This is a genomic window from Lysinibacillus sphaericus, from assembly GCF_005217585.1.
GTDB classification, from domain to species: Bacteria; Bacillota; Bacilli; order Bacillales_A; family Planococcaceae; genus Lysinibacillus; species Lysinibacillus sphaericus.
This window is the reverse complement of the sequence record NZ_SZPT01000002.1, coordinates 2,171,780-2,194,102: the sequence shown is the minus strand read 5'-3', so window position 1 is coordinate 2,194,102 and position 22,323 is coordinate 2,171,780. Positions and strand designations below refer to the sequence as shown.

Genomic DNA, 22,323 nt, shown 5'->3' with positions numbered 1-22,323 from the left:
TGTTTCTAAACTTTCAGGCGTTTTTTTGTACTTATTCCAAAGCGAATATTTATTCTGCTATTTTGCTATGTAATAAGTACAATTTAACGGCTGCTGATAAGCGTTCATAAAAAACATAATCATTATCTTGCGGTGCTACCAATTGGCGGATTTTTGTCATGCGATATCGGATAGTATTTGGATGGCAGAAGTGCGCAACTGCTACTTCTTTTATGTTACCCTTTTTTGCGATATACGTGATTGCGGTATTGATGAAATCGGTATCAACCTTTTCATCAAGTAAGGGCCCTAGATAGTTTTTCACATAATGCATGGCAAATTGAGGATCTTTGCGATGTAACTCAATAAGCAAACTATCAGAACCAAGCTGTGTGTAATGACAAGTAGGGGTCATATCAATTTCTGCCATTAAGCGGGCAGCGAAAGCTTCCCGTACTGCAAGGTGAAGTGCCATTTGTGTGCTATGCACCTGGCTATAGCCAACAGTCAGTTTGTCTGTCGAAATATCATACATTGTAAGCCATTCATTAAGAAATTTTTCAAATTGAAAATGCTGTGATAGATTGGTCATTAAGATAAAGAGGCTATTTTTATATTTACAAATAACGCCTGTTTTTAATAGTGGTTCCAATTGCAAAAAAGGTTGCATCCATTGTGCATTCGATACGGCTTGCATTTGAAAATTCGCTACGAATACATATTTTTCAAATGGTTTGTTCAATTGTTGTAAAAAAGATGTGATTTGTTCTGCAGAGACATCTTCGTTAATGAGACGTTTCATAATGGTTTCTAAAAAGAATGTATAGTCTTGCGTTTTTGCATAAGCCATTGTTTCTAAAATAATTTTTTCAAAAAATTCATCCCCACCAAATCGCAGTATTGGGAAATGATGTGCATTTGCTAAGGCGAGTACTTCCTCTGGTAGTTCGTTATAAATAACGGGTTTATATGCTAAAGCGCTTGCTTCTAACTGAATCAGATTTTTTACAGCATTTACTAAATAATCAGGCTGTTGTTTTGCAAATAATAAGCTACTAAGGATTACACTATTTGGTGTAAATATCGTTTCTCGAACAGTGTGAATATCAGGCGAAAATTCAAAATCTAGAATTTCAACATTTTGGACAGGTTTATGTAAACCGTTGCTACCTGCAACGACTGTAAAATCCTTTGTAATCGGCAATTGCAAAAAGTTTTTTACGTTCATTATGGAATCTAGCTACCTTTCCAGTAATTTATTATTAAGTATCGTACCATCATTTTAAGAAAAATGAATATAGTTATTGTCTTTTATTGCAAATTTTATTGTTTGCATAGAGCCTATGTTCAAAAAATAACTATGTTCATGTACAATCCCTTCACTTGATGATTCTGAAATCAACTTCGTTCTTTTTACAACTACTTCACAGAGCGTTTACAATTAAAGCTTACAATGGATACTAATAACCAATTTAAGAGGTGCAAAAAATGGAGTCTGTTGTGAGACAAAGCGTAAAGACAAGCAATTTATTCTTATATTTAAATCATCTATATGAACAGCATCAAAGTAATACTTTATATATAAAACGTTTAAAAGCATTAAATAAAATTATCGAAACAAAAGATTTACATACTTTTTTTCAACCGATTGTAGATTTACAAACAGAGCAAACAATGGGATTTGAGGCATTAAATAGACCAACGCCCTCTGATTTATTTAACAGTGTCGATCAATTTTATGAATTTGTAGGTCAAACGGATTGCGTGTTTTTATTTGAATGCTTTTGTCGTAACCTATCATTGCAACGCTTCAAAGAGCGCCTTCACGGGGAGTTACTGAACCAAGATTATATCCTATTTCTTAATATCCACCCTAATGTATTACTGGATAAAAAATATAATAGTGGAGAAACATTACAACTGCTAAAAGAGCTCGGTATTAAACCACAGCAGGTAGTCTTTGAGTTAACAGAACGCAGCGCTGTGTTAGATTTTGTAGAGTTCGAAAGGGTATTATCACATTATCGTTCGCAGGGTTATCGAATTGCAGTGGATGATATGGGGTCCGGCTATAATAGTTTAAAAACATTGATTTATTTAAAACCTGAATTTATTAAGTTGGATCGTTCGTTAATTCAATATATCGATAAAAACAGTGAGCAGCAGCAGCTTGTTACATTGCTTATGAAATATGCGGAGCAAGCTGGAACAAAAATTATAGCAGAAGGCATAGAACGGCAAGAGGAGATCAATTATTTGCAAGACATTGGCATCCATTATGCACAAGGGTATGCGTTAGGGAGGCCATCAAAAGACATTCAATTGGGGGAATTAAGGGTGGATGACCATGCAGATAGGAGAAGTCACAGAAAACGTTCCTAGTATTGATGAATTTGTGAAAAACAAAGATGTAGATTTACTTTTTACAAGCAATCCATCATTGCGAAGTGTTGTTGTTGTACGAGATGGCAGTCCAATTGGACATATTACCCGCACACATTTCTATCAAAAAATTGGTACACGCTATGGCTATAATTTATTTATGGGTCGACAAAACCAGCTGATTATTAAAGATAATCCTCTAATTGTAGATTATGACACACCTATTATCGAAGTCAGTACAGAAGCGATGGGCCGACGAGCAGAGGACCTGTACGATGATATCATTGTCGTTAAAAAAGGTGTCTATTTCGGTGTGGTCAGTATTAGAGAACTGTTGTTAAAGCTTGTAGAGACGCAAGTAGCGATTGCTAGTTTTTTAAACCCACTAACAAGCTTACCTGGCAATAAATTAATAGAAGAAAAATTACAAGCTGCATTACATCTTGAAAAATATAGTCTCATTTATTTTGATTTGGATCACTTTAAAACGTATAATGACACCTATGGTTTTAATAAAGGAGACAAAATTTTACTGTATTTAACAGATGTTCTCAAAAGAAATATTGCAGCTGGAGAAGATTTTTTAGGGCATATAGGTGGCGATGATTTTGTTGCTATACTCCCACACTATGAAGTCGCAATCATCTGTCAAACGATTATAGAAGAGTTTGATGCGCAAATTATTGATTTTTATGAACTAGAGGATTTAGTAAAATTACAAGTTCCTAATAGGACTGGAAAATTAGAGCGTTTTACATGTACTTCGTTATCTATTGCTGTTATTACAAATGAATACCAGCAATTTACTTCAGTTGACCAACTATCCGATGCAGTAGCACGATTAAAAAAGGAATGCAAAAAGATATGTGGAAGCTGTTATTTAATTAATGACAAAGCAACCTACCTTATACATTAAATTTTTAAGATGCAGGGTGGATTACCCGCGGAACAAAGTGGAATACCCGCGAAATAGAGTAGTTTACCCGCGGAACAGAAGGAAATACCCGCGAAATAGAGTAGTTTACCCGCGGAACAAAGAGGAATACCCGCGAAATAGAGTAGTTTACCCGCGGAACAGAAGGAAATACCCGCGAAATAGAGTAGTTTACCCGCGGAACAGAAGGAAATACCCGCGAAATAAAGTAATATACCCGCGAACAACATAAAAACCTACCTCGTCTTATATAAACGAGGTAGGTTTTTTATTAGTAAGCACTCCAGCCAGCATCTGCCGCTAAAGCGACACCGTTAATAAGGCCGGAATCTTCAGAAGCTAAAAATAGGGCAATATTAGCAATATCTGAAACTTGACCAGCTTTTGGCATAAGTTGCACACCGCGTACAGATTGTTGCATACCAAATGGATCTACATTCGTCATGGCTGCTGCAAAGCCAGTTTCTACATGTGCAGGTGCAATTGCGTTGCAACGGATATTTTGTGAACCGTAGTGGGAGGCAATATTTTTTGTCATACCTACAACTGCGTGTTTCGCTGTAGTATAAGCTAGTCCACCGCGGCCGCCTGTTAATCCTGCAATGGAAGCCATGTTGACAATTGTTCCACCGCCATTTTCAATAAATATTGGTAATACTTGTCGAATAGCTCGCATCACACCACTTACATTAATGTCCATCACACGTTGCCAAACCGCATCTTCAACATTTGCCGCCGCCTGCATATTGTCACCAACTCCGGCATTATTGACTAAAATATCTATACGACCAAAATGAGCCACCGTAGTAGCCATCATTTTTTGAATATCTTCTTCTACCGCAACATTTACTTTGACACCAAATGCCTCAAAACCAGCTTCATTAAACTCATTCACAGTAGCATTTAATGCGTCCTCATTGAAGTCAGCAATAACAACTTTTGCCCCTTCTTGTGCATATTTACGCGCAATTTCTTTACCGATTCCTGCTCCACTACCTGTAATAATAGCCACTTTATTTTGCAATTTACCCATAATTATTCCCCTCTTTCAATATAAGTTTACTATTAAACTAATTTGATTTTAGTCCTTTTCAATTGTTAAATCAAAGAAATTGAACCGCTTACATGTTTAAAAATCTTAATCTTAATAAAACATACTTGAATAATAGGTATTATAGGTATATAATTCGATTTACATTCTAATAAAACATCTTAGGAGGCTTTCTATTGTCAACTTTACAAGTCATTCTGAACGTAGCACTGTTACTTGCCTGCGTTGGAATTTTAGTTATTATGAATAAAAAACACGTGAAATTCTCAAATCGTGTTTTTGCTGGTCTAGGTTTAGGTATCGCACTAGGTCTAGGGCTGCAATTGTTTTACGGTATTGACTCAGAAGTTTTAACCAAGACAACATCTTGGTACAACATTATTGGTACGGGTTATGTGAAACTGTTACAAATGGTGGCAATGCCTCTAGTATTTATTTCTATTTTGATTGCCTTTACGAAAATGACAATTGGCAAAAATTTTGGCAAAATGGCCGCTTTAATTTTAGCAATTTTAATCGGTACTACAGCAGTATCAGCCGCAGTAGGGATTCTTTCGGCTACAATATTTGATTTAGATGCTACTCAAATTATGCAAGGAGACGCTGAAACAGAGCGTGGGGCATATATAGAAGAAAAGACAACGGGCATGACTGCACCTGATTTACCAACGCAAATTATAGAATTATTCCCAGCGAATCCATTCCTTGATTTAACAGGTGCTCGTTCAACATCTACAATTGCGGTTGTTATATTTGCAGCATTTTTAGGTTTTGCTTATTTACGTGTCGCACGTAAAGATAGTGAGATGGCTGCAACCATTAAAAAAGGCATTGATGCAGTGCATGCATTAGTAATGGGTGTTGTGACAATTGTTTTACGCTTAACACCATATGGTATTTTAGCCATTATGGCACGCACGGTCGCAACATCTGATTTTGGGGCAATTTACAACTTAGGTAAATTTGTTATTGCTTCTTACGTTGCGTTAATTATTATGTTCCTTGTTCATTTACTAATTATTTCATTAAGCGGTCTAAATCCGTTTACGTATTTAAAAAAATCACTTGAAACACTGTTATTTGCCTTCACTTCACGTTCAAGTGCGGGGACGTTACCTATGAATATTAAAACGCAAACTGGTAGACTTGGTGTACCAGAGGGGATAGCAAACTTCGCAGGTTCATTTGGTTTATCAATTGGTCAAAACGGTTGCGCTGGTGTATATCCTGCAATGCTTGCAATTATGATTGCACCAACTGTCGGCATTAATCCACTTGATCCTGTATTTATCATTACAGTTATTGCAGTGGTAGCAATAAGTTCGTTCGGTGTAGCAGGTGTTGGTGGTGGTGCAACATTTGCAGCTATCCTTGTGCTATCAGCGCTTCACCTACCAGTTGCACTTGCCGGTATTTTGATTTCAATTGAGCCATTAATCGACATGGGGCGTACGGCTCTAAATGTAAGTGGGTCAATGACAGCAGGTGTTACCACAGCACGTGTAACGAAAGAGTTGGATACAGAAATGTATAATAATAAAGCGGTTAGTGCACAAGTTTCGGACTTATAGGCTTGTAAAAATAAGTTTCGAACATAACAAACATAGCAAAAAAGTGTTAGATTGATTGAAGTCAATCTAGCACTTTTTCTCTTTTGTACAGTCAATAAGTATTTTTTATGTTTTCAGTGCTTTTGGCGGTGTCATCAATGTACTTTGCAATAATATGGTTGTCAGCTGTGATGTTTTCAATTGATGCATTCATTTGTTGTAAGGTGGCAGTGGCTTCCTCAATAATGGCAGCAAAATCATTTGTCGACGAGTCAACATTTTTGCTGTTCACAGCTACTTCATTTGATAAATGCTCAAATTCATTAAATTTTATTTTTAACGAATGTAAAATATCGCTTAATTGAATAAAGTTTGAATTAACTAACTTTGTAGATTCGACACTTTGATGCAATGTGTCGCTACTTTTTGTCATGTTCACCTGTGCTAATTTATTCGTTGTATTGACATCCGTTAAATTTTCACTGATTTTGACAGTAAGATTATTCGTTAAATCCGCTAAATTTCGTATTTCTTGCGCCACAACAGAGAATCCTTTTCCAGCATCCCCAGCACGAGCAGCCTCAATAGAAGCATTTAATGCCAATAAATTTGTCTGTTCTGTTATTTGTTGAATATCATTGGCAAACTGATTTGTTTCTTCAATTTTTTCCGTTAAAGTTTTAAAGTTATCACTTAAGTTGGTTATCACATTTTGCAGACTATTCATCTCTGTTGTAAGATGATTTATTTTATTTTGTCCTTCAACCGCTAAGTTTCTAGATTGAATAGAGTCATCTATTAAACGAACTGTTATGTCATTCATAGAATGGATTGCTGCTAAGTTACTTTGTGCACTGTCCGCTATTTTAGATATTTGCTCACTTTGTAACATACTCCCTGATGAAACTTCATTCATGGCTAGTTGAATTTCCTCTTGCGATCTTAAACCAAATTGAACTTTTTCGTTAATTTTACTAATGCTTTCAGCAATAATAGCGATTTCCCGTTCTAAATGAAGTTTATGTTCTTCTTTTGTTTTTGCATCAGCTTCTGCGATTTCACTATAAGCTTGTAACTTTTTAAATTGATTTTGATTCATACGTATTAAGATTGTTAACAGAAATCCAATAAACAAATAAATGATAACAAAAGAAGTCATTTTTTCACTAGCAAATTCAGGTTTAGGGAAGAGATAAATTAAACCAAGCGTTATAAATCCTAAACTATAGCCGATGCTAAATATTTTGGCATTAAATTGAACAGCAGAGAAGATAGCAAAGAAAAATATAGAAAGAGCAGTGGATAATTCCCCACCATAAATCATAACTAAACTAATATTAAAGATATTCATAATGATTACTATCAAGTAGGGGAAGACATACTCTTTTTTATATCGATTACTGACTATGTATAACAAAGGATAAAAAATTATTTGAACACTATAGAAAAAGATAATCCAAAAATCCGGTTTTAAAGATAATGTACCGAGTAAACCTAAAATTGTCGAAGCTAAATAAGTGAAAAGCATCAGCTTGTTTTTATTTTTCAAGTCCATTAATTTTAATTGTTCAATCATATTGCACTAAAGACCTCCTGTTTAATTTATTATTTTAAAATAGTAATTAATCACTAATTAAGGGGATTGTTTACCTTTAAACTAGTTATTAAGATTGATTATAGTTATTTTAACTGGAAGTAGTAAAGAATTATTTTCAATTTTTACCGATGTTAGTTAGAACTACCTACGGAATCAATATTGAAATTGCAAAAATAAATTTTCAATTAGAGGGAAAATGTTATGGCAAGTATTTCTCGTTCAATAAATAAATTTTCTGTGAAATTAATTAATTTAATATTAAACAGTTTAATGTTAAAATAAATTGCAGGTCACAAAAGTTTCACATTTATTGGAGGTGATTATGTGGCAAGAAAGCAGGATAAAGTCTAATACAGCGCGGTTTTAGAGGATAAATGGTCAACTGCGAATTCGCTTGCAGAATTGTGACAAGTAAGCTACCGCAGACTTAATAAAAAGAAAGTAGTAGCTTTTTGGAGACAATCTATGTACAAGGATTCCTCTGCATTTGTTCTTTAAACAAGGAAGCCGTTCATTCTTTTTATGAAGTAGTTCTTACTTGAATCATGTGCAATAGCTTAAGCTAATGGACAAGTTAAGTAATGCAAATATATAACAAAATATCTTTTCAATCATTGCATATGTGCCAATTGGTATCCAAATGGCGAAATTTGACGTTTTGTGTAAAATAAAGTCGTTTATATAAAAGGAGAAATAGAGAAATGAGTGCTAATAAGAAAAGGCTTCACTTTGCATGGCTAGTATTACTAGGTTTATGTATTTCAGTTGGTTTAGCAAAGTCAGGATTAAACAGTTCGGCAGGACTATTCCTATCACCAGTATCTGAAGACATTGGTGTAGGTCTGGGTAATTTAACGTTATATCTAAGTATTTCATCTATCGTTACAATGGTATTTTTACCGATTGGCGGGAAGTTAATGGCGAAGTATGATACACGTATGTTACTTAGCATTGCAATTATTTTACAAGCGGGTGCATTTGCTTTATTTGGTATGATGAGCTCTGTATGGGGATGGTATATCCTTGCAATGCCATTAGCTGTTGGTGGCGTATTAATTACAGTATTGGCAGGACCTGTTTTAGTCAATCAATGGTTTAAACAACGCAGTGGACTAGCATTAGGTATTATTACTGCTTCTGGTGGTTTAATCGGGGCGTTTACACAACCTTTAATTGGTAACTTAATTGCCACTCAAGGTTGGAGAAGTGCATATATTATTGTAGGTGTTGCAGCGATTATTATTATCGTTCCAACAATTATGCTATTTTTAAGAAAATCACCACAAGAAAAAGGGCTATTACCTTATGGTGCAGTGGACAATAACAATGTAGAGAAGAAAGTAGAAACGGATACTAGCAATACGGGAATCTCGTTTGCGGATGCTAAAAAATCGTTGTCATTTTCATTGTTAATTCTGTTCTTCTTCATTATTACATCAATAGCAAGTTTTTCAATCCATATTCCAACATACCTTGTAAATCAAGGATTTAGTGTGAAGTTTACTGGTAATGTGATGGCTGCTTTAATGGTTGGTGTACTGTTAGGGTCAATTATTTTCGGTTATTTAATTGATAAAATTGGTGCTAAAAATACGACTGTTATCGCCATGTCTATTGGTTTAGTGTCTATGATTTTATTGCTCTTCTTTGTTGAAAGTACAATTGCGATCGTTGTAGCTGTTGGTCTTTTCGGATTTGTCACAGCTTGTATAGGAACATTAGCGCCTGCTATTACTTCTGCTTTATTTGGTAATAAAAATTACAGTCAAATCTATTCGACAGTTTCAATCGGTTTGGCAGTAGCGGGAATTATTGCACTTCCAGCGTATGGCTATATTTTTGATTTCACAGGAAGCTACACAGCTGTTTTATATATTATTGTAATTATGTTAATCATGAATATTGTTTCTGTCTTAGTTGCTTTCCGTAATAAAGAAAAAATGGTGCAAAACGGATTGTGGAAATAAGATATTAATTGGCAAACTAAAAACTACACCTAACTTGCTAGACAAGTAATGGTGTAGTTTTTGTTTTTCAGGATAATTGTTTGAGAATTGTTTGAGTGACTGGCACCCAGTTAAATAATTTTTACATAAAAGTCTTTGCCGTTTATAATGTCAGTTACTTCAATGTTGTAATGAGTTTTATAGTAATCATAAATATTTCGTGCTAAACCGGAGTGTCCATTTAAATAAGTTCCCTTTTTCACCTCTTTACGTGGATTGTGAAAATCAAAATATAGGCGCGAATCGTGGCACATCGAGTTTAAAATGGCTTTAAACTCCTGTTCCTCAATATGAATTCCTCGCGTATACTGGCACTCTCGGCGATACGTATCGTGTGAGACATTCACTGGTGAAGACTCAAGGGTCATTTCGATTTTTCTATTCAAATGTCAACAGCTCCTTTCAAGATTCCTAACTATTCTCTCTATTATAAAATTGTCAGAAAATTATATCAATATTTATCTATAGTGAAGAATGAAGAAATGTAACTTGTAGGGGAGGGATAGGGTAATCTACCAATCTTGCTGTTGCATTTCCTCTGCGATTACTTGAAGATCATAGGAATTAATGGTTAGAAGCGTATAGTCGTGGGTTTCCATATATTTTTCTGCCAAGTGCTTGATATACTTCGGAGAGCCCTCGTTTTCTTCATCATAAACAAGTAACAAACCGTCCGAATTTTGAATAATAAACTTGTCCTTCTCTGTAAACTGCCAAGGAGCCTCATACGGCTTTTTCGTGACACTCGTTACAAAGTCTGCCTGTGCTACTAGTGACAAATATTTTTCTTGTTTCATTTCTTGCCAATTTTTTTCTTGCTCTAAAAATGGTGTGATAACTGCATATTTTAAGTCAGGAAATTCCTCTTTTAATGTTAAGACAACCTCTACACTCCATGTTTCAACACCTTGTTGTCCGCTGATAATGACCCATTCTAAACCTTCATCTAAAAGATTTCTCAAGCGATTTTCTAAAGCTTTTTTGATAATGGAGATACCAGGATGTTTATCATTGAAAATGCCAAGTTCATGTGGTTTATAGCCTGTTATAATCATTCGCTGAAGCACTAAAACGCCCCCTAAGCTGTTTGTATGTATCAAGTATACAGCAGGGGACGTATGAACACGAATGACAAATCTAGCAGGTGTGATGCCATGTATTTATTTATTTTACGGTAGTTCCCAAGAAAATAATGACGCTTAAAATGCAAAAATTGTTAAGACTACAGTTGCTGTTGCACAAATGCCAAGAAACCACCAAGTGTCTGAGAAATCTTCTTTCGTTTCACTATTCATAGGACATACTCCCTTTCTGTTTAATGCGTCCAGTCCAAGACCAATTTGTCCACATACGTAACAACGCTTCAAATGGGCCTCGTTTAAATTTCTTTAAATAAACAATGCTTAAAATGCATTGCAAGCTATATACTGCAATTCCCAAAATAACGCCGCCAAACACGCCCAATTTGCCAAATAAACCTAGTCCATAACCGTAAAACACGGTCGTACAAATCACCGTTTGTAATAAATAATTGGTAAGCGATAATTTCCCCACACTTTCAAAAGCGATAGACAGACGTTGAATAGGTCGGAAATGAAATAGTAGAGCGGCCAAACAAATATAACCAACTGCTAACACCATTGAGCCACCTACGAGCAACATAGAAGAAAATGGGCTATCGATAAAACTAATGCTTTTACAAGTGATGCCTATTGGAACAAATAATGAGCCGAGGATATACCATTTCTTTTCATCTTGCATATTTTCAAAGGCATGATTTTTCGCTAGCCCCATACCTAAAAGAAATAATGGTGCAAAAAATAACGGTGCAAATAAAATCATTATATAAATCATAACTGGGTCATCTATGTCAGGAGGCATGACGTTTGATCGAAAGTCGAAAATTTCTTGATAGCTGCCATTTGCATAGGTAGTATTTGCTTTATCAATATATACGGCCATTTCTTTGTCATCTTTTGCGGATATTTCATCTGAACCATAAGTTAAAGCGGTTGTTAATACAAACAATACGCTAGCCCAAATAACTAATGTTTTTGGTTTGCGATTTATAAATGGAATTAAAAATAATGTAATAAATCCATAAAACAGTAAAATGTCACCTTCCCATAAAAATGTTGCATGAAGTCCGCCTAAAACGATTAATCCTATCGCTCTACGTAAAATAGACCAGCGACTTTTGCCTTTTTTATTGCGAACGGACTGTATCATTTTAATAAGGGAATAGCCGAATAATATAGTGAAAATCGGCATAAATGAGCCTTCGATAAATATTTTTACAAAATATAAAGCTCCTGTATCAAGAAAGGAAAGATCACCTAACTTTTCTTTGCCATACATTCCATACTGAAAAATGAGCAAGTTGGCCATTAAAATACCAAATAAACTAAATCCACGCATTGCATCGATGAAGCGTACACGATGTGCTGTCATTGCCTTTTAACTCCTTTATTGGTTAACTTATATATAGTGTAGTTGGGAAAGCTTATCGTGAATTAACGACTACCTTAAAGTAATCTTAAAAGTAGGTGACAAGGTGCAAGAAGCGGCGATATTTGTGTTAGAGGATGAACGTGCCATTGCGGAAATGATTGAAATTATTTTAAGAAAAGAAGGTTTTGTAAACATTACGTTATGCACGACGATAGAAGATGGGAAAAAAGCGATCGAGCAAAATGTTTTTGATTTTTACTTATTAGATATTATGCTACCAGATGGTAGTGGGCTTGATTTGGCGGAAGTTATTCGAAAGCAAAGTGATGCACCGCTATTTTTTTTAACAGCCAAGAGCAGTGATGCAGATAAACTTCGAGGGTTTATGAATGGCGCAGACGATTATATTACGAAACCGTTTAATCCGCTTGAGCTAGTAGCAAGGGTAAAAGTCCAATTTACTCGATATATGAAGCAAAAGAATGTATCTGGAAGTCACGTTTACACATGTAGCCGTTTTACTTTTGATATAGATGCAGCAGAAATAACTGTAGACGGAAAAAAGGAATTGATTAGCGGTCGTTTATTTTACTTATTGAAGTATTTATGTGAAAACGAGGGGCAAGTATTATCGAAAGAACAAATTTATGAACGTGTGTGGGGCGATTTTTTATTTGACGATAATACGGTAATGGTTCATATTCGCAAGTTACGTGAAAAAATAGAAAGGAATCCTGGTAAACCAACTTGCATTATTACGGTGAGAGGGATTGGCTATAAATTAGTTGGAGATGATCAAGTATGAAGCCGGCAGGGAAATTATCACTGCGTTTTGTATCCTACTTTATCATATTTTATTTACTTATCATTTTGGGCTTCATTATTAGTTTAGTGGTTTTTGGACTTTTTATAAATGAACGAGTCGGTGATAACATCCATACGATGAGTTCTTTTGAAATCGAAGATAATGCAATTGTGAAAAATGGTAAATCCGTAAAAATAGCCGATTTCTTAGAAAAACGCGCAGAGGAAAATGTAGGGCAGTTATATTTATTGAACAATGCCATGGAAATTGTCGATTATACAGGGGATAGTTGTGAGCTGTGTAGCATGACGGACCGTGAAATTATGGCGCTTAAACGTCCAGGCATGCATACGTGGGAAATACCCAAATACTATTTGTTGTTTTTACCTACATCGCCTTTGCAGCCTATGTTCAATGAGGTCTTGCAGGTGATTCGTGAAAAGAAAGAATTCCCTTCGGAGCTACTCGAACGCTTACAAGCTAATCAGATTGCGATTGAAATTTATAATGAGCGTTGGAATCGTGTAAAGGTAATCGGGGAGCATTATAAGAAATTGCATAAGCCGCAGTTGCTAGATGAAAAATATGATATTTTTGAGCAGGCCGAGCTTAGGCAAAGTACGTCATTAGAAGATGGTTCAACGCTAATAGTACGTATGCCAAACCCCTCCTATAAGCCATTTGAAGAGCCTTTTAATAAAGCAATGATTTTATTTGTGTCTATATTTTTTGGCGGGCATAGTATTTTGTTGGTAGGAATTATTTTGTTATCCATGAGCATTTCACGTCAATTTGTACGGCCCCTTGTATATGTAATCTCTCGTATTGAACGACTAACGCAGTTCGATTATAGGGAAGTAAGTGATAATAAAATCCATCATCAAAAGACAGGTAAATTGAAAAGGAAATTTAAGTTATTCCAACCTGTTGATGAATCGCTTAATCATTTATCTGAACGTCTTGCTTCCAACGAAAGACAAATTCAGCAATCCGAGCAACTCCGAGAGGAATGGATAACGGGTTTGTCGCATGATTTAAAGACACCATTAAGCTCGATTTATGGGTATTCTACAATGCTTGCTTCCGAAGAGTATGAATGGACGAAAGAAGAGATGCGAATATTTGCGAATACAATGCGTGAAAAAGCCAACTATATGGATTTACTTATACAAGATTTAACGTATTCTTATCAATTAAAGAATAAAGCAATCCAGCTCGAGAAAGTATCATTAGCACTTGCCACATGGTTACCCCAATTTGCAGATGAGCAAGTATCAATCAAAGTATATGGGGACGTAATGCTTGAAGCAGATGAGCTTTTATTAAAGCGCATCTTAGATAATTTAATTACCAATGCTAAAAAATACACACCAGAAGGTACGAAGGTTCTTGTAGAGGCTCAAAATATAGACAAAGGCATTAAGCTAACGATTACAGACCAAGGTCCAGGTATTCCACAAGATGAATTAGACAATCTTTTTGAACGCTATTATCGTGGTACAAATACAACAGATGATGCAACGGGCACAGGTCTTGGCTTAGCCATTACGAAACAACTGATTGATTTGCATAATGGAACAATATGCGTTCATTCAGATAATAATGGTACTATCTTTGAATTAAAATTTCTTGAAAAATTGCCCTTATGCTAACAATGTTTAATCATACAAGCTAACCATTAAAAAACCGCTAGAGGCTCATGCTTCTTAGCGGTTTTTTAATTATTTGGAGTGGGACTGTTCATTAGATAATGCCACAAACAAAATATGAATGAAGAAGATTACTCGTTGTTGGAGTGATCTTTTTTAATGTAAATAGAAAGTGTCATGCTATTCACAAAGTTGTCAATGTCGTTTTTTTATAGTGGAAAACCCCTATATTTCTAAAAAGTTGGGTTGCTTATACTGGTGGCATAGAAGAAAAAGGAGATGCAATTTTATGAGGAATCAATGGGTTGATTCGTGTGGTAAATAAACAACAAAATCGTATTGCATATAAATCCCAAGAAAAAAAGTTAATCATTATTAGTTTTGTAATAGCTGGGATAATGTTGATGTCATTTGTCGGGAGAATATTTAGTAGCTAGGAGATGTATAAATATGAATGATTCAGCTGTATTTTGGAGCCGTGCCTTAACCGAATTAACATTATCTTTCCATATTATTTATGCAACAATTGGTGTTGGTATACCGCTGATGATTATGATCGCTCAATGGGTTGGGATTAAAAATAATGATGAGCATTATTTATTACTCGCTCGACGTTGGGCACGTGGATTTGTTATTACAGTAGCAATTGGCGTTGTGACAGGAACTGCAATTGGCTTGCAACTTTCTTTATTATGGCCAAACTTTATGGAATTAGCTGGTCAAATTATTGCTCTACCACTATTTATGGAAACGTTCGCTTTTTTCGTTGAAGCCATTTTTTTAGGGTTGTATTTGTATACATGGGATCGCTTCAAAAATCCGAAGAGACATTTACTATTATTAGTACCAGTAGCCATTGGTGCTTCTATGTCAGCAGTATTTATTACAATCGTGAATGCCTTTATGAATGCACCACAAGGATTTGATATTGTGGATGGGGAGCTAATCAATATTCAGCCCGTACTAGCCATGTTTAATCCGGCAATGCCGACAAAGGTAGCGCACGTTTTAGTAACATCTTATATGACGGCAGCTTTTTTATTAGCTTCCATTGCTGCCTATCGCATGCTACGAGGGTCTGCGCACGTATATCATAAAAAAGCGCTGTATTTACTAATGAAATTAGGGTTAGTCTTTTCACTGGCAGCACTTGTAGTAGGAGACTTTTCAGGCAAATATTTAGCGGAATATCAACCTGAAAAATTAGCAGCAGCAGAATGGCATTTTGAAACGGAAGAAGACGCTTCCCTTGTTTTATTTGGTGTATTGGATGGAGAAGACATAAAATACGCTATTAAAATACCTTATGCTTTAAGTGTATTAGCGCATAATAATCCGTTTGCAGAAGTGACGGGGCTTGATCAATTTCCGAAAGATGAACAACCACCACTCTATATTCACTATTTATTCGATGTAATGGTGATGATTGGCACGTTATTAATTGTAGTGGCAGCTGTTTATGTTCTGGGTAAATGGCGAAATTGGCAATTTGTTTCGTCTAAACTATTTAAAAGAGTAATTGTTGCAGGTGGTCCACTTGCACTTATTGCAATAGAAGCGGGCTGGTGGTTAGCTGAAGTAGGGCGACAACCATGGATTTTAAGAGGGTACATGAAAACATCGGAAGGTGCGACTACGAGTGGGCAAGTAGATACGATGTTAATTCTATTTGCGGGCTTATATATCGTTTTAGCAATTGGTAGTATCATAGCGCTTATTCGGATGTTCCGTGACAATCCAATTGAACGTGAACTTGCAGAACATAAATTAGTTGAAGGTTGTGAAGAACCATGAGCTTAGAAGTTTTGGGCATTTCTGTACTATGGTTATTTCTCTTTGGTTATGTCATCGTTGCATCTATTGACTTTGGGGCAGGCTTTTTTAATGCCTATAGTGTCATGATTGGGAAAGATCATATTTTATCACAAGTGATAAAACGCTATTTATCACCAGTGTGGGAAATTACAAATGTTTTCTTAGTTTTTTTCTTTGTAGGTATTGTTGGTTTCTTTCCGCAATCAGCTTACTATTATGGCACAATTTTGCTAGTACCCGTAAGTATTTCTCTAATTTTAATTGCAATTCGGGGCAGTTATTATGCATTTGAATCTTATAGTGCAAAAAGTGGACACATTGGCTATAAGCTAATGTACGGTGTCACTGGTTTATTTATTCCAGCATCCCTTTCCATTGTATTGACGATTTCCGAGGGTGGATTCGTAACAATGGTAAAGGATCAGCCTCATTTGGAAATTGCGAAACTTTTTACTAGTCCATTAACTTGGTCAATCGTGTTGTTAAGTGTTGTAGCGGTTCTGTATATTTCCGCAGTATTTTTAACTTGGTACGGTAAAAGAGCGAACGATGAACACGCTTCCGATTTAATGAGAAAATATGCACTTGGCTGGTCAACTCCACTTGTTGCAAGTGTTATCGGGATTATGGTGGAATTAAAGGGGCACAATACTGCGCACTATGAAAATATGCTGAATTTATGGTGGCTATTCGCCATGTCAGGTGTTCTTTTTATCATGACTCTAATCCTTTTAGGCGTTAAGAAAAAATATGGGCTAGCCGTTATATTATTGGTCGTACAGTTTGGCTTCGCCTTTTTCGGCTATGGCATTTCTCATTATCCTTACTTGTTGTACCCATATTTATCGGTTCATGATAGTTTTACAAATGAATCGATGGCGATAGCATTGGTCATTGCCTTTATTGGTGGTCTTGTTTTACTCATACCTTCACTTTATTTAGTGATGAAATGGTTTGTATTTGATCGTGATTATGCTTGTGGTAAACGGAATCATCACGTATAGGAGGTTTTACAGTGAATCAATTTATTATTTTTTATGCACCGTTTCTAGTGGTTGCTTTAAGTATTATAATTGGCTTCTGGGTAGGCCCGAAAGACCGTAAAGTAAATCGTTAAAATTGTTTGGGTGACTGGCACCACTAAAGCCCCCGATTAGCATTGCTAATCGGGGGTTTTTGATTACTTTTTACATTGCTCTGATGGTTGTTGCATTTTTACATAGCGCCATAGACTATTGGCAATATCACGTGCTTCAGCAGCATGTTCCGTTCCAACGAATGCTTTTCTGAAAGGGGTGAGCAAGGATTCAATAATAAAGAGTTTTGGTTTTTGTTGCTGCAATTCCTCTAAAAGAAATGTTGCATATTCAAAACCTTCAAGCGTGTCATCCTCTGACAGTCCCTTAGTAAAGCCTGCTAATTGGTCAATGACGACATCTTTACTTACTTGTTGATAATTAATTACGTTTTGTATTGCGTTAAACATTTCAGCACTTATAAGGACTTCATTGGATTCAAGCATAGTTGGTATAATGACACTTATATTGCGTAATGCTACTCGTACAATGGCTTCGCGGTTTATATATTTGTAGTCCGCTATTAGGACTGCACGTAAGGAAAGGTTCACCATCCCCAATGTTTGTACGGCACATTCATAGCTCATCGGTCTAATTTCTTCACCAAAAACTTGGACAAGTCGATTGGCAAGCCATTCTAATTCTTGTAAGTGATAATTCAAAAGGATTTTTTTAAGTTCACTATCCCGTGAATGGAAAATCGATTCGAAAATTTGTACGAGGTTATGCTCGCGATTGACATGCATTAACACTGCCACTTGCTGTGTTAATATTTCTAAATCAGTAGGATCCTTTCCATAAAGAAGCTCGTGTCGACGATTACTAGCCTCCTCACGCCCCTCATCTAAAATGGCAATTAAACATTCATTTTTAGAAACAAAATGATTATAAAAAGTGCCCTTTGAAACTTTGGCTGCACTAATAATATCGTTAATGGACGTATCTAAAAATCCTTTTTCTATAAAAAGTTCCCGAGCTGCAGTAATTATTTGTCTTTTTCTTTTATTCATGACCTCACCTTTTTAAAGTTATTATACTAGTATTCTACAATGTAAACGCTGTTATATCAACGTTTTGAAATTTATTAATCTTAATTCTTGAAAAAAGTAGACTGCGAGTATAAAATAAGTTTTATCGTAAACAACAAGAGAGAATAGAGGGATATAAATGAATAATGACTTAACAATGAAAAAGCCCCCTTATGGCATGATTGCTATTTTGTTCGTGGGTGCTTTTGTTGCTTTTCTTAACAACACATTGTTAAATGTTGCGTTGCCAACAATCATGAAAGATTTTGGTATTACGTATGCAAAGGTACAATGGCTTGCAACTGGATATATGCTGGTCAGCGGTATTTTAGTACCTGCATCAGCATTCTTTGTGACGCGCTTTAAAAATAGACATTTATTTATTACGGCGATGTCTATCTTTACGATAGGTACAATTATGGCTGGCTTTGCTCCAAACTTTGGCATGTTACTTGCAGGGCGTATGGTGCAAGCGGCAGGGGCTGCTAGTATGTCACCGTTATTAATGAACGTCATGCTAACTAGCTTCCCAAAAGAAAAACGTGGAGCGGCAATGGGTATTTTCGGTTTAGTTATGATCGCTGCACCAGCAATAGGTCCGACATTATCTGGTTATATCGTTGAACATCATGATTGGCGTATGTTGTTCCAAATGATTATACCATTTGCCATTATTAGTCTACTATTTGGTATTTGGAAATTAGACAATGTAATGGAAACACGTGAAGTACACTTAGATGTTCCTTCTGTATTATTATCAACAGTAGCGTTTGGTGGAATTTTATACGGTTTCAGTACGGCAGGTGACAAAGGATGGTCGAGTCCTTGGGTATACGGTACGATTATAGTAGGGTTTGCTGCTTTAATTATCTTCATCTTTAAACAACTACGTATGGATCAGCCTTTATTAGAATTACGTATTTACAAATATCCTATGTTTGCATTAAGTTCTGCGATTTCCGTAATCGTTTCAATGGCGATGTTCTCGGGGATGATTTTAACCCCTGCGTATGTACAATCAATTCGTGGGATTGAACCATTCGAAGCAGGTTTAATGATGCTTCCTGGTGCCCTTGCAATGGGGATTATGTCTCCTATTACTGGTAAACTTTTCGATAAATTTGGACCGCGTATATTAGCGATAATCGGTCTAACAATAACAACAATGGCTACTTTCGGCTTAACGAAATTAGCGATGGATTCTAGTTATACATTTATCGTATCGATGTATACAATTCGGATGTTTGGTATGTCGATGGTTATGATGCCAATTATGACAAATGGTTTAAACCAATTACCACAGATGATGAATCCACATGGTACAGCTATTAATAATACTTTGCAACAAGTAGCTGGAGCTATTGGTAGTGCGGTATTAGTTACATTTATGAATAACCGTACAAAATCAACAGCAGAAGATTTAATTGCAGAGGCTAAAGCACATGCAGCTCAATCTGGTGTTGCACCAACAGCGGAGCAAATGCAACAAATGAAAGAGCAAATTATGCAAACAGCTTTACTAGACGGCATTACACATTCTTTCTTAATCGCTGCTTTTGTGACGGTACTAGCACTAATACTAGCGTTCTTCTTAAAACGTGTAAAAGTTGAAAGTGCAGCAGCTACGATGGATTTAAAAAAACCAACAAATTAAGATAGACAAAGAAATCCCACCGATCATACTGTCGGTGGGATTTTAAATGCTAAATTGTTTGAGTGCCTGTCACCATTTAATGACCTTTTTTAAAGAGCGCTCCTGGCCAGAATGCATATTTGCCGAGCACCGTTGTAATGGCAGGTACAAGTAAAGGTCGTACAATAAACGTATCCAGTAATATACCGATTGCTGTTACAACACCGAACTGTACAAGGACTTGAATTGGTAATGTAGCAAGTACCGCGAACGTACCTGCTAAAATGAGCCCTGCGGATGTTATAACACTACCTGTATGCACAACGCCTTCTTCTACCGCTGTTAAATGGTCCTTCGTTTTTCGTTTCTTCCAAATCTCAGAAATCATGAAAATATTATAATCCTCGCCAAGTGCAACTAAAAATACAAAGGCATATAGCGGAATAGAGCCTGAAATTGCCTCTGCACCCATGACATGGTGCAAAATAAGCCAGCCCGCACCAAGCGCACCAAAGTAAGAAATAATAACTGTAGCAAGCAGATAAACAGTTGCTGTTACTGAACGTAAATATACAAATAATAATAATGCGATTAAAGCAATCATTGTCGGCATGATAACAGATTCATCGCGCTCGGTAATTTGCTTTGTATCATATTGGCTTGCTGTTTCCCCGCCAAGCCATACGTGTGAGTCAGCATCTTTTATACCAGAATCTTTAAGAAGTTTAACAACTTCAGCTTTCAATTCTGGAATATGCTCTAAAGACTCTTGTGCATACGGATTGGCATTCAATGATAATTCATACAATTGTATCGAATTATTTTTCGTACCAATTTGTACATCAGACACGTTATCGATATATGGAATTTTTGTAAGCTGTTGTTGTAAATTAACATCCGAGCCTTGCGTATCAATTACTAGCTGAACAGGTGCCAACTCGCCAGGTGAAAAATTCTCTTCTATTAAAGTAAAGCCTTCACGTGATGGCATATCTTCTGGGAAAGAAGATAATAAGTCGAAAGTATATTGAATGCGTGGTACAAAGGCCGCTAAGCCACCAAGGAGCAAGACAGTGACTGCAATAACAATCCATGGCTTATGCGTTACAAAATGTCCAATTTTATGACTCACTTTATGAGAAGGTTTGTGCTGTTTTTTGCCCTTTGCTTTTGCCATTTCTTCTGTACGTGGCGTGAATGGGAAAAAGGCTACTCGCCCTATAATCACAAGGATTGCTGGTAAAACAACTAGCGCAGCAATGCCCATTACCAATACGCCAAAGCTAAATGGCACTGCGAAGCGTTGGAATGAGCCATAATGGGCAAGACTAAGTGTAGCTAAACCAATAACAACGGTAAGCGCACTCATCATAATAGCGCCACCCGACTCTTTTACAGCGAGCTTCATCGCTGTCGCTTTATCTTCAACATCAAGTAAAATTTCACGGTATTTTGAAATTAAAAATAAGCAATAGTCCGTACCAGCACCAAATAATAAAACCGTCATGATGGATACAGCTTGTGAATCTTTGTCAATCCATCCTTGCTCTGCAAAGAAACCGAGTGTTGGACTAATAACACCATAGGCAAGCCCTACAACAATTAAAGGAATAATGGCAAGTAATGGCGAACGATAAATTAGAATTAATAACACTAATACAAGCAGTACGGTTGCAATCATTAGTTTTACATCAGCTTGTGAAAATAAGCTAACAGCATCCGTTGCAATACCGACTGGTCCAGAATAGCGAACATGTAGTGCGTCGCTTGATAATTCTTGATCCAGTTGAACATTGTTTGAATCCATTGTTTTTGATAATGTATCTAGACTTTCTTGTAAAACATCAGTGGCAACATCTTTTTCAAAGAAAACAGGTGTGACAATTGTAGAACCGTTGTCAGATGCAGATGCTGATAAAGCCTGTGGTGGCATTTTATCGTATGGTGGAACTAATGTTTGATGCTCTAAAGGGTTGCTATTTAGTTCTGCATAAACCTTTTGGATAGCTCCAAAATCAGCTGGTGTTAGGCCGCTTTCTCTATGCCAAACGAGTAATAAAGGTGTACCTGCATCATTTGGGAATTCTTCAGCAATAATGGCTGCTGCTTGCTCGGACATCTCGGTGTCAGGCAAGTTTTTACCCGTTTCACTTTCGATGCTATTAATTTGCGGCCAAGCAAACGAAAGGACGAGAACAAGTAATACCCAGCATCCAAGTGCAAGAAAACGCCCTTTTTTACTGGCTACCATTGAGCCCCATTGCTCAAGTGGATGTTTTTTCATTAGAAAACCTCCGTTTCATGTAATGTACACTAATTATATATACTAGAAGGTTAATTAATCAATACAGAAGTATTGATATGTTA

General features: G+C 36.2%; 18 protein-coding genes. 10 read left to right on the top strand and 8 right to left on the bottom strand.

Translation table 11 applies throughout. The annotated features are described in order from the left end of the window. Positions 1–49: 49 nt before the first annotated feature. Positions 50–1,207 (bottom strand): PucR family transcriptional regulator, encoded by a 1,158-nt coding sequence (locus FC748_RS15810; RefSeq protein ID WP_024360843.1) that lies wholly within the window; start codon positions 1,205–1,207, stop codon positions 50–52. Positions 1,208–1,467: 260 nt separating this feature from the next. On the opposite strand from FC748_RS15810, the gene FC748_RS15805 reads away from it, so the two are divergent. Further along, positions 1,468–2,361, top strand: a complete 894-nt coding sequence (locus FC748_RS15805; RefSeq protein ID WP_024360844.1) for an EAL domain-containing protein — start codon at positions 1,468–1,470, stop codon at positions 2,359–2,361. Then, positions 2,327–3,277, top strand: a complete 951-nt coding sequence (locus tag FC748_RS15800) for a GGDEF domain-containing protein (protein ID WP_108030714.1) — start codon at positions 2,327–2,329, stop codon at positions 3,275–3,277. Before FC748_RS15805 ends, FC748_RS15800 begins: the two co-directional genes overlap by 35 nt. Positions 3,278–3,566: 289 nt before the next feature. Here the strand turns inward: FC748_RS15800 and FC748_RS15795 are convergent, their stop codons facing one another. Then, entirely contained in the window at positions 3,567–4,328 is a 762-nt protein-coding gene (locus FC748_RS15795) for a glucose 1-dehydrogenase (RefSeq protein ID WP_107897034.1), read from the bottom strand. A 194-nt stretch (positions 4,329–4,522) separates the two neighbouring features. Between FC748_RS15795 and FC748_RS15790 the strand changes: the two genes are divergently transcribed. After that, positions 4,523–5,917 (top strand): L-cystine transporter, encoded by a 1,395-nt coding sequence (locus FC748_RS15790; RefSeq protein ID WP_024360847.1) that lies wholly within the window; start codon positions 4,523–4,525, stop codon positions 5,915–5,917. Positions 5,918–6,008: 91 nt separating this feature from the next. Here the strand turns inward: FC748_RS15790 and FC748_RS15785 are convergent, their stop codons facing one another. After that, positions 6,009–7,472: a methyl-accepting chemotaxis protein gene (locus FC748_RS15785; RefSeq protein WP_108030713.1), complete on the bottom strand. Its 1,464-nt coding sequence runs from the start codon at positions 7,470–7,472 to the stop codon at positions 6,009–6,011. Positions 7,473–8,194: 722 nt separating this feature from the next. Between FC748_RS15785 and FC748_RS15780 the strand changes: the two genes are divergently transcribed. Then, complete coding sequence (locus FC748_RS15780) at positions 8,195–9,460, top strand: MFS transporter (RefSeq protein WP_024360849.1); 1,266 nt, start codon at positions 8,195–8,197, stop codon at positions 9,458–9,460. A gap of 110 nt (positions 9,461–9,570) precedes the next feature. Here the strand turns inward: FC748_RS15780 and FC748_RS15775 are convergent, their stop codons facing one another. The 3 genes from FC748_RS15775 to FC748_RS15765 form a co-directional block, all read right to left on the bottom strand. Next, a complete protein-coding gene (locus tag FC748_RS15775; RefSeq protein WP_107897031.1) occupies positions 9,571–9,885 on the bottom strand; it encodes a hypothetical protein in 315 nt (104 codons plus the stop codon). 126 nt (positions 9,886–10,011) lie between these two features. Beyond that, positions 10,012–10,566 (bottom strand): SLOG family protein, encoded by a 555-nt coding sequence (locus FC748_RS15770; RefSeq protein WP_107897030.1) that lies wholly within the window; start codon positions 10,564–10,566, stop codon positions 10,012–10,014. A 220-nt stretch (positions 10,567–10,786) separates the two neighbouring features. Beyond that, a complete protein-coding gene (locus tag FC748_RS15765; protein ID WP_108030712.1) occupies positions 10,787–11,950 on the bottom strand; it encodes a DUF418 domain-containing protein in 1,164 nt (387 codons plus the stop codon). 103 nt (positions 11,951–12,053) lie between these two features. Between FC748_RS15765 and FC748_RS15760 the strand changes: the two genes are divergently transcribed. The 5 genes from FC748_RS15760 (at position 12,054) to cydS (ending at position 17,336) form a co-directional block, all read left to right on the top strand. Next, the gene (locus FC748_RS15760) at positions 12,054–12,755 is read left to right on the top strand and encodes a response regulator transcription factor (protein ID WP_024360853.1); all 702 of its coding nucleotides are present in this window, start codon (positions 12,054–12,056) and stop codon (positions 12,753–12,755) included. Continuing rightward, complete coding sequence (locus FC748_RS15755) at positions 12,752–14,407, top strand: sensor histidine kinase (RefSeq protein ID WP_024360854.1); 1,656 nt, start codon at positions 12,752–12,754, stop codon at positions 14,405–14,407. Before FC748_RS15760 ends, FC748_RS15755 begins: the two co-directional genes overlap by 4 nt. A gap of 447 nt (positions 14,408–14,854) precedes the next feature. Continuing rightward, entirely contained in the window at positions 14,855–16,198 is a 1,344-nt protein-coding gene (locus tag FC748_RS15750) for a cytochrome ubiquinol oxidase subunit I (protein WP_024360855.1), read from the top strand. Next, positions 16,195–17,223 carry a cytochrome d ubiquinol oxidase subunit II gene (locus tag FC748_RS15745; RefSeq protein WP_108030711.1) on the top strand — a complete coding sequence of 343 codons (1,029 nt, stop codon included), beginning with the start codon at positions 16,195–16,197 and terminating at the stop codon, positions 17,221–17,223. Before FC748_RS15750 ends, FC748_RS15745 begins: the two co-directional genes overlap by 4 nt. 11 nt (positions 17,224–17,234) lie before the next feature. Further along, a complete protein-coding gene (cydS, locus tag FC748_RS22575; protein WP_371830855.1) occupies positions 17,235–17,336 on the top strand; it encodes a cytochrome bd oxidase small subunit CydS family protein in 102 nt (33 codons plus the stop codon). A 63-nt stretch (positions 17,337–17,399) separates the two neighbouring features. Here the strand turns inward: cydS and FC748_RS15740 are convergent, their stop codons facing one another. After that, positions 17,400–18,305 carry a TetR/AcrR family transcriptional regulator gene (locus FC748_RS15740; RefSeq protein ID WP_024360857.1) on the bottom strand — a complete coding sequence of 302 codons (906 nt, stop codon included), beginning with the start codon at positions 18,303–18,305 and terminating at the stop codon, positions 17,400–17,402. Between the two features lie 157 nt (positions 18,306–18,462). On the opposite strand from FC748_RS15740, the gene FC748_RS15735 reads away from it, so the two are divergent. Continuing rightward, positions 18,463–19,977 carry a DHA2 family efflux MFS transporter permease subunit gene (locus FC748_RS15735; RefSeq protein WP_025218403.1) on the top strand — a complete coding sequence of 505 codons (1,515 nt, stop codon included), beginning with the start codon at positions 18,463–18,465 and terminating at the stop codon, positions 19,975–19,977. A gap of 76 nt (positions 19,978–20,053) precedes the next feature. On the opposite strand, the gene FC748_RS15730 is transcribed toward FC748_RS15735, so the two are convergent. Further along, entirely contained in the window at positions 20,054–22,240 is a 2,187-nt protein-coding gene (locus tag FC748_RS15730) for an MMPL family transporter (RefSeq protein WP_108030710.1), read from the bottom strand. Positions 22,241–22,323 lie beyond the last annotated feature (83 nt).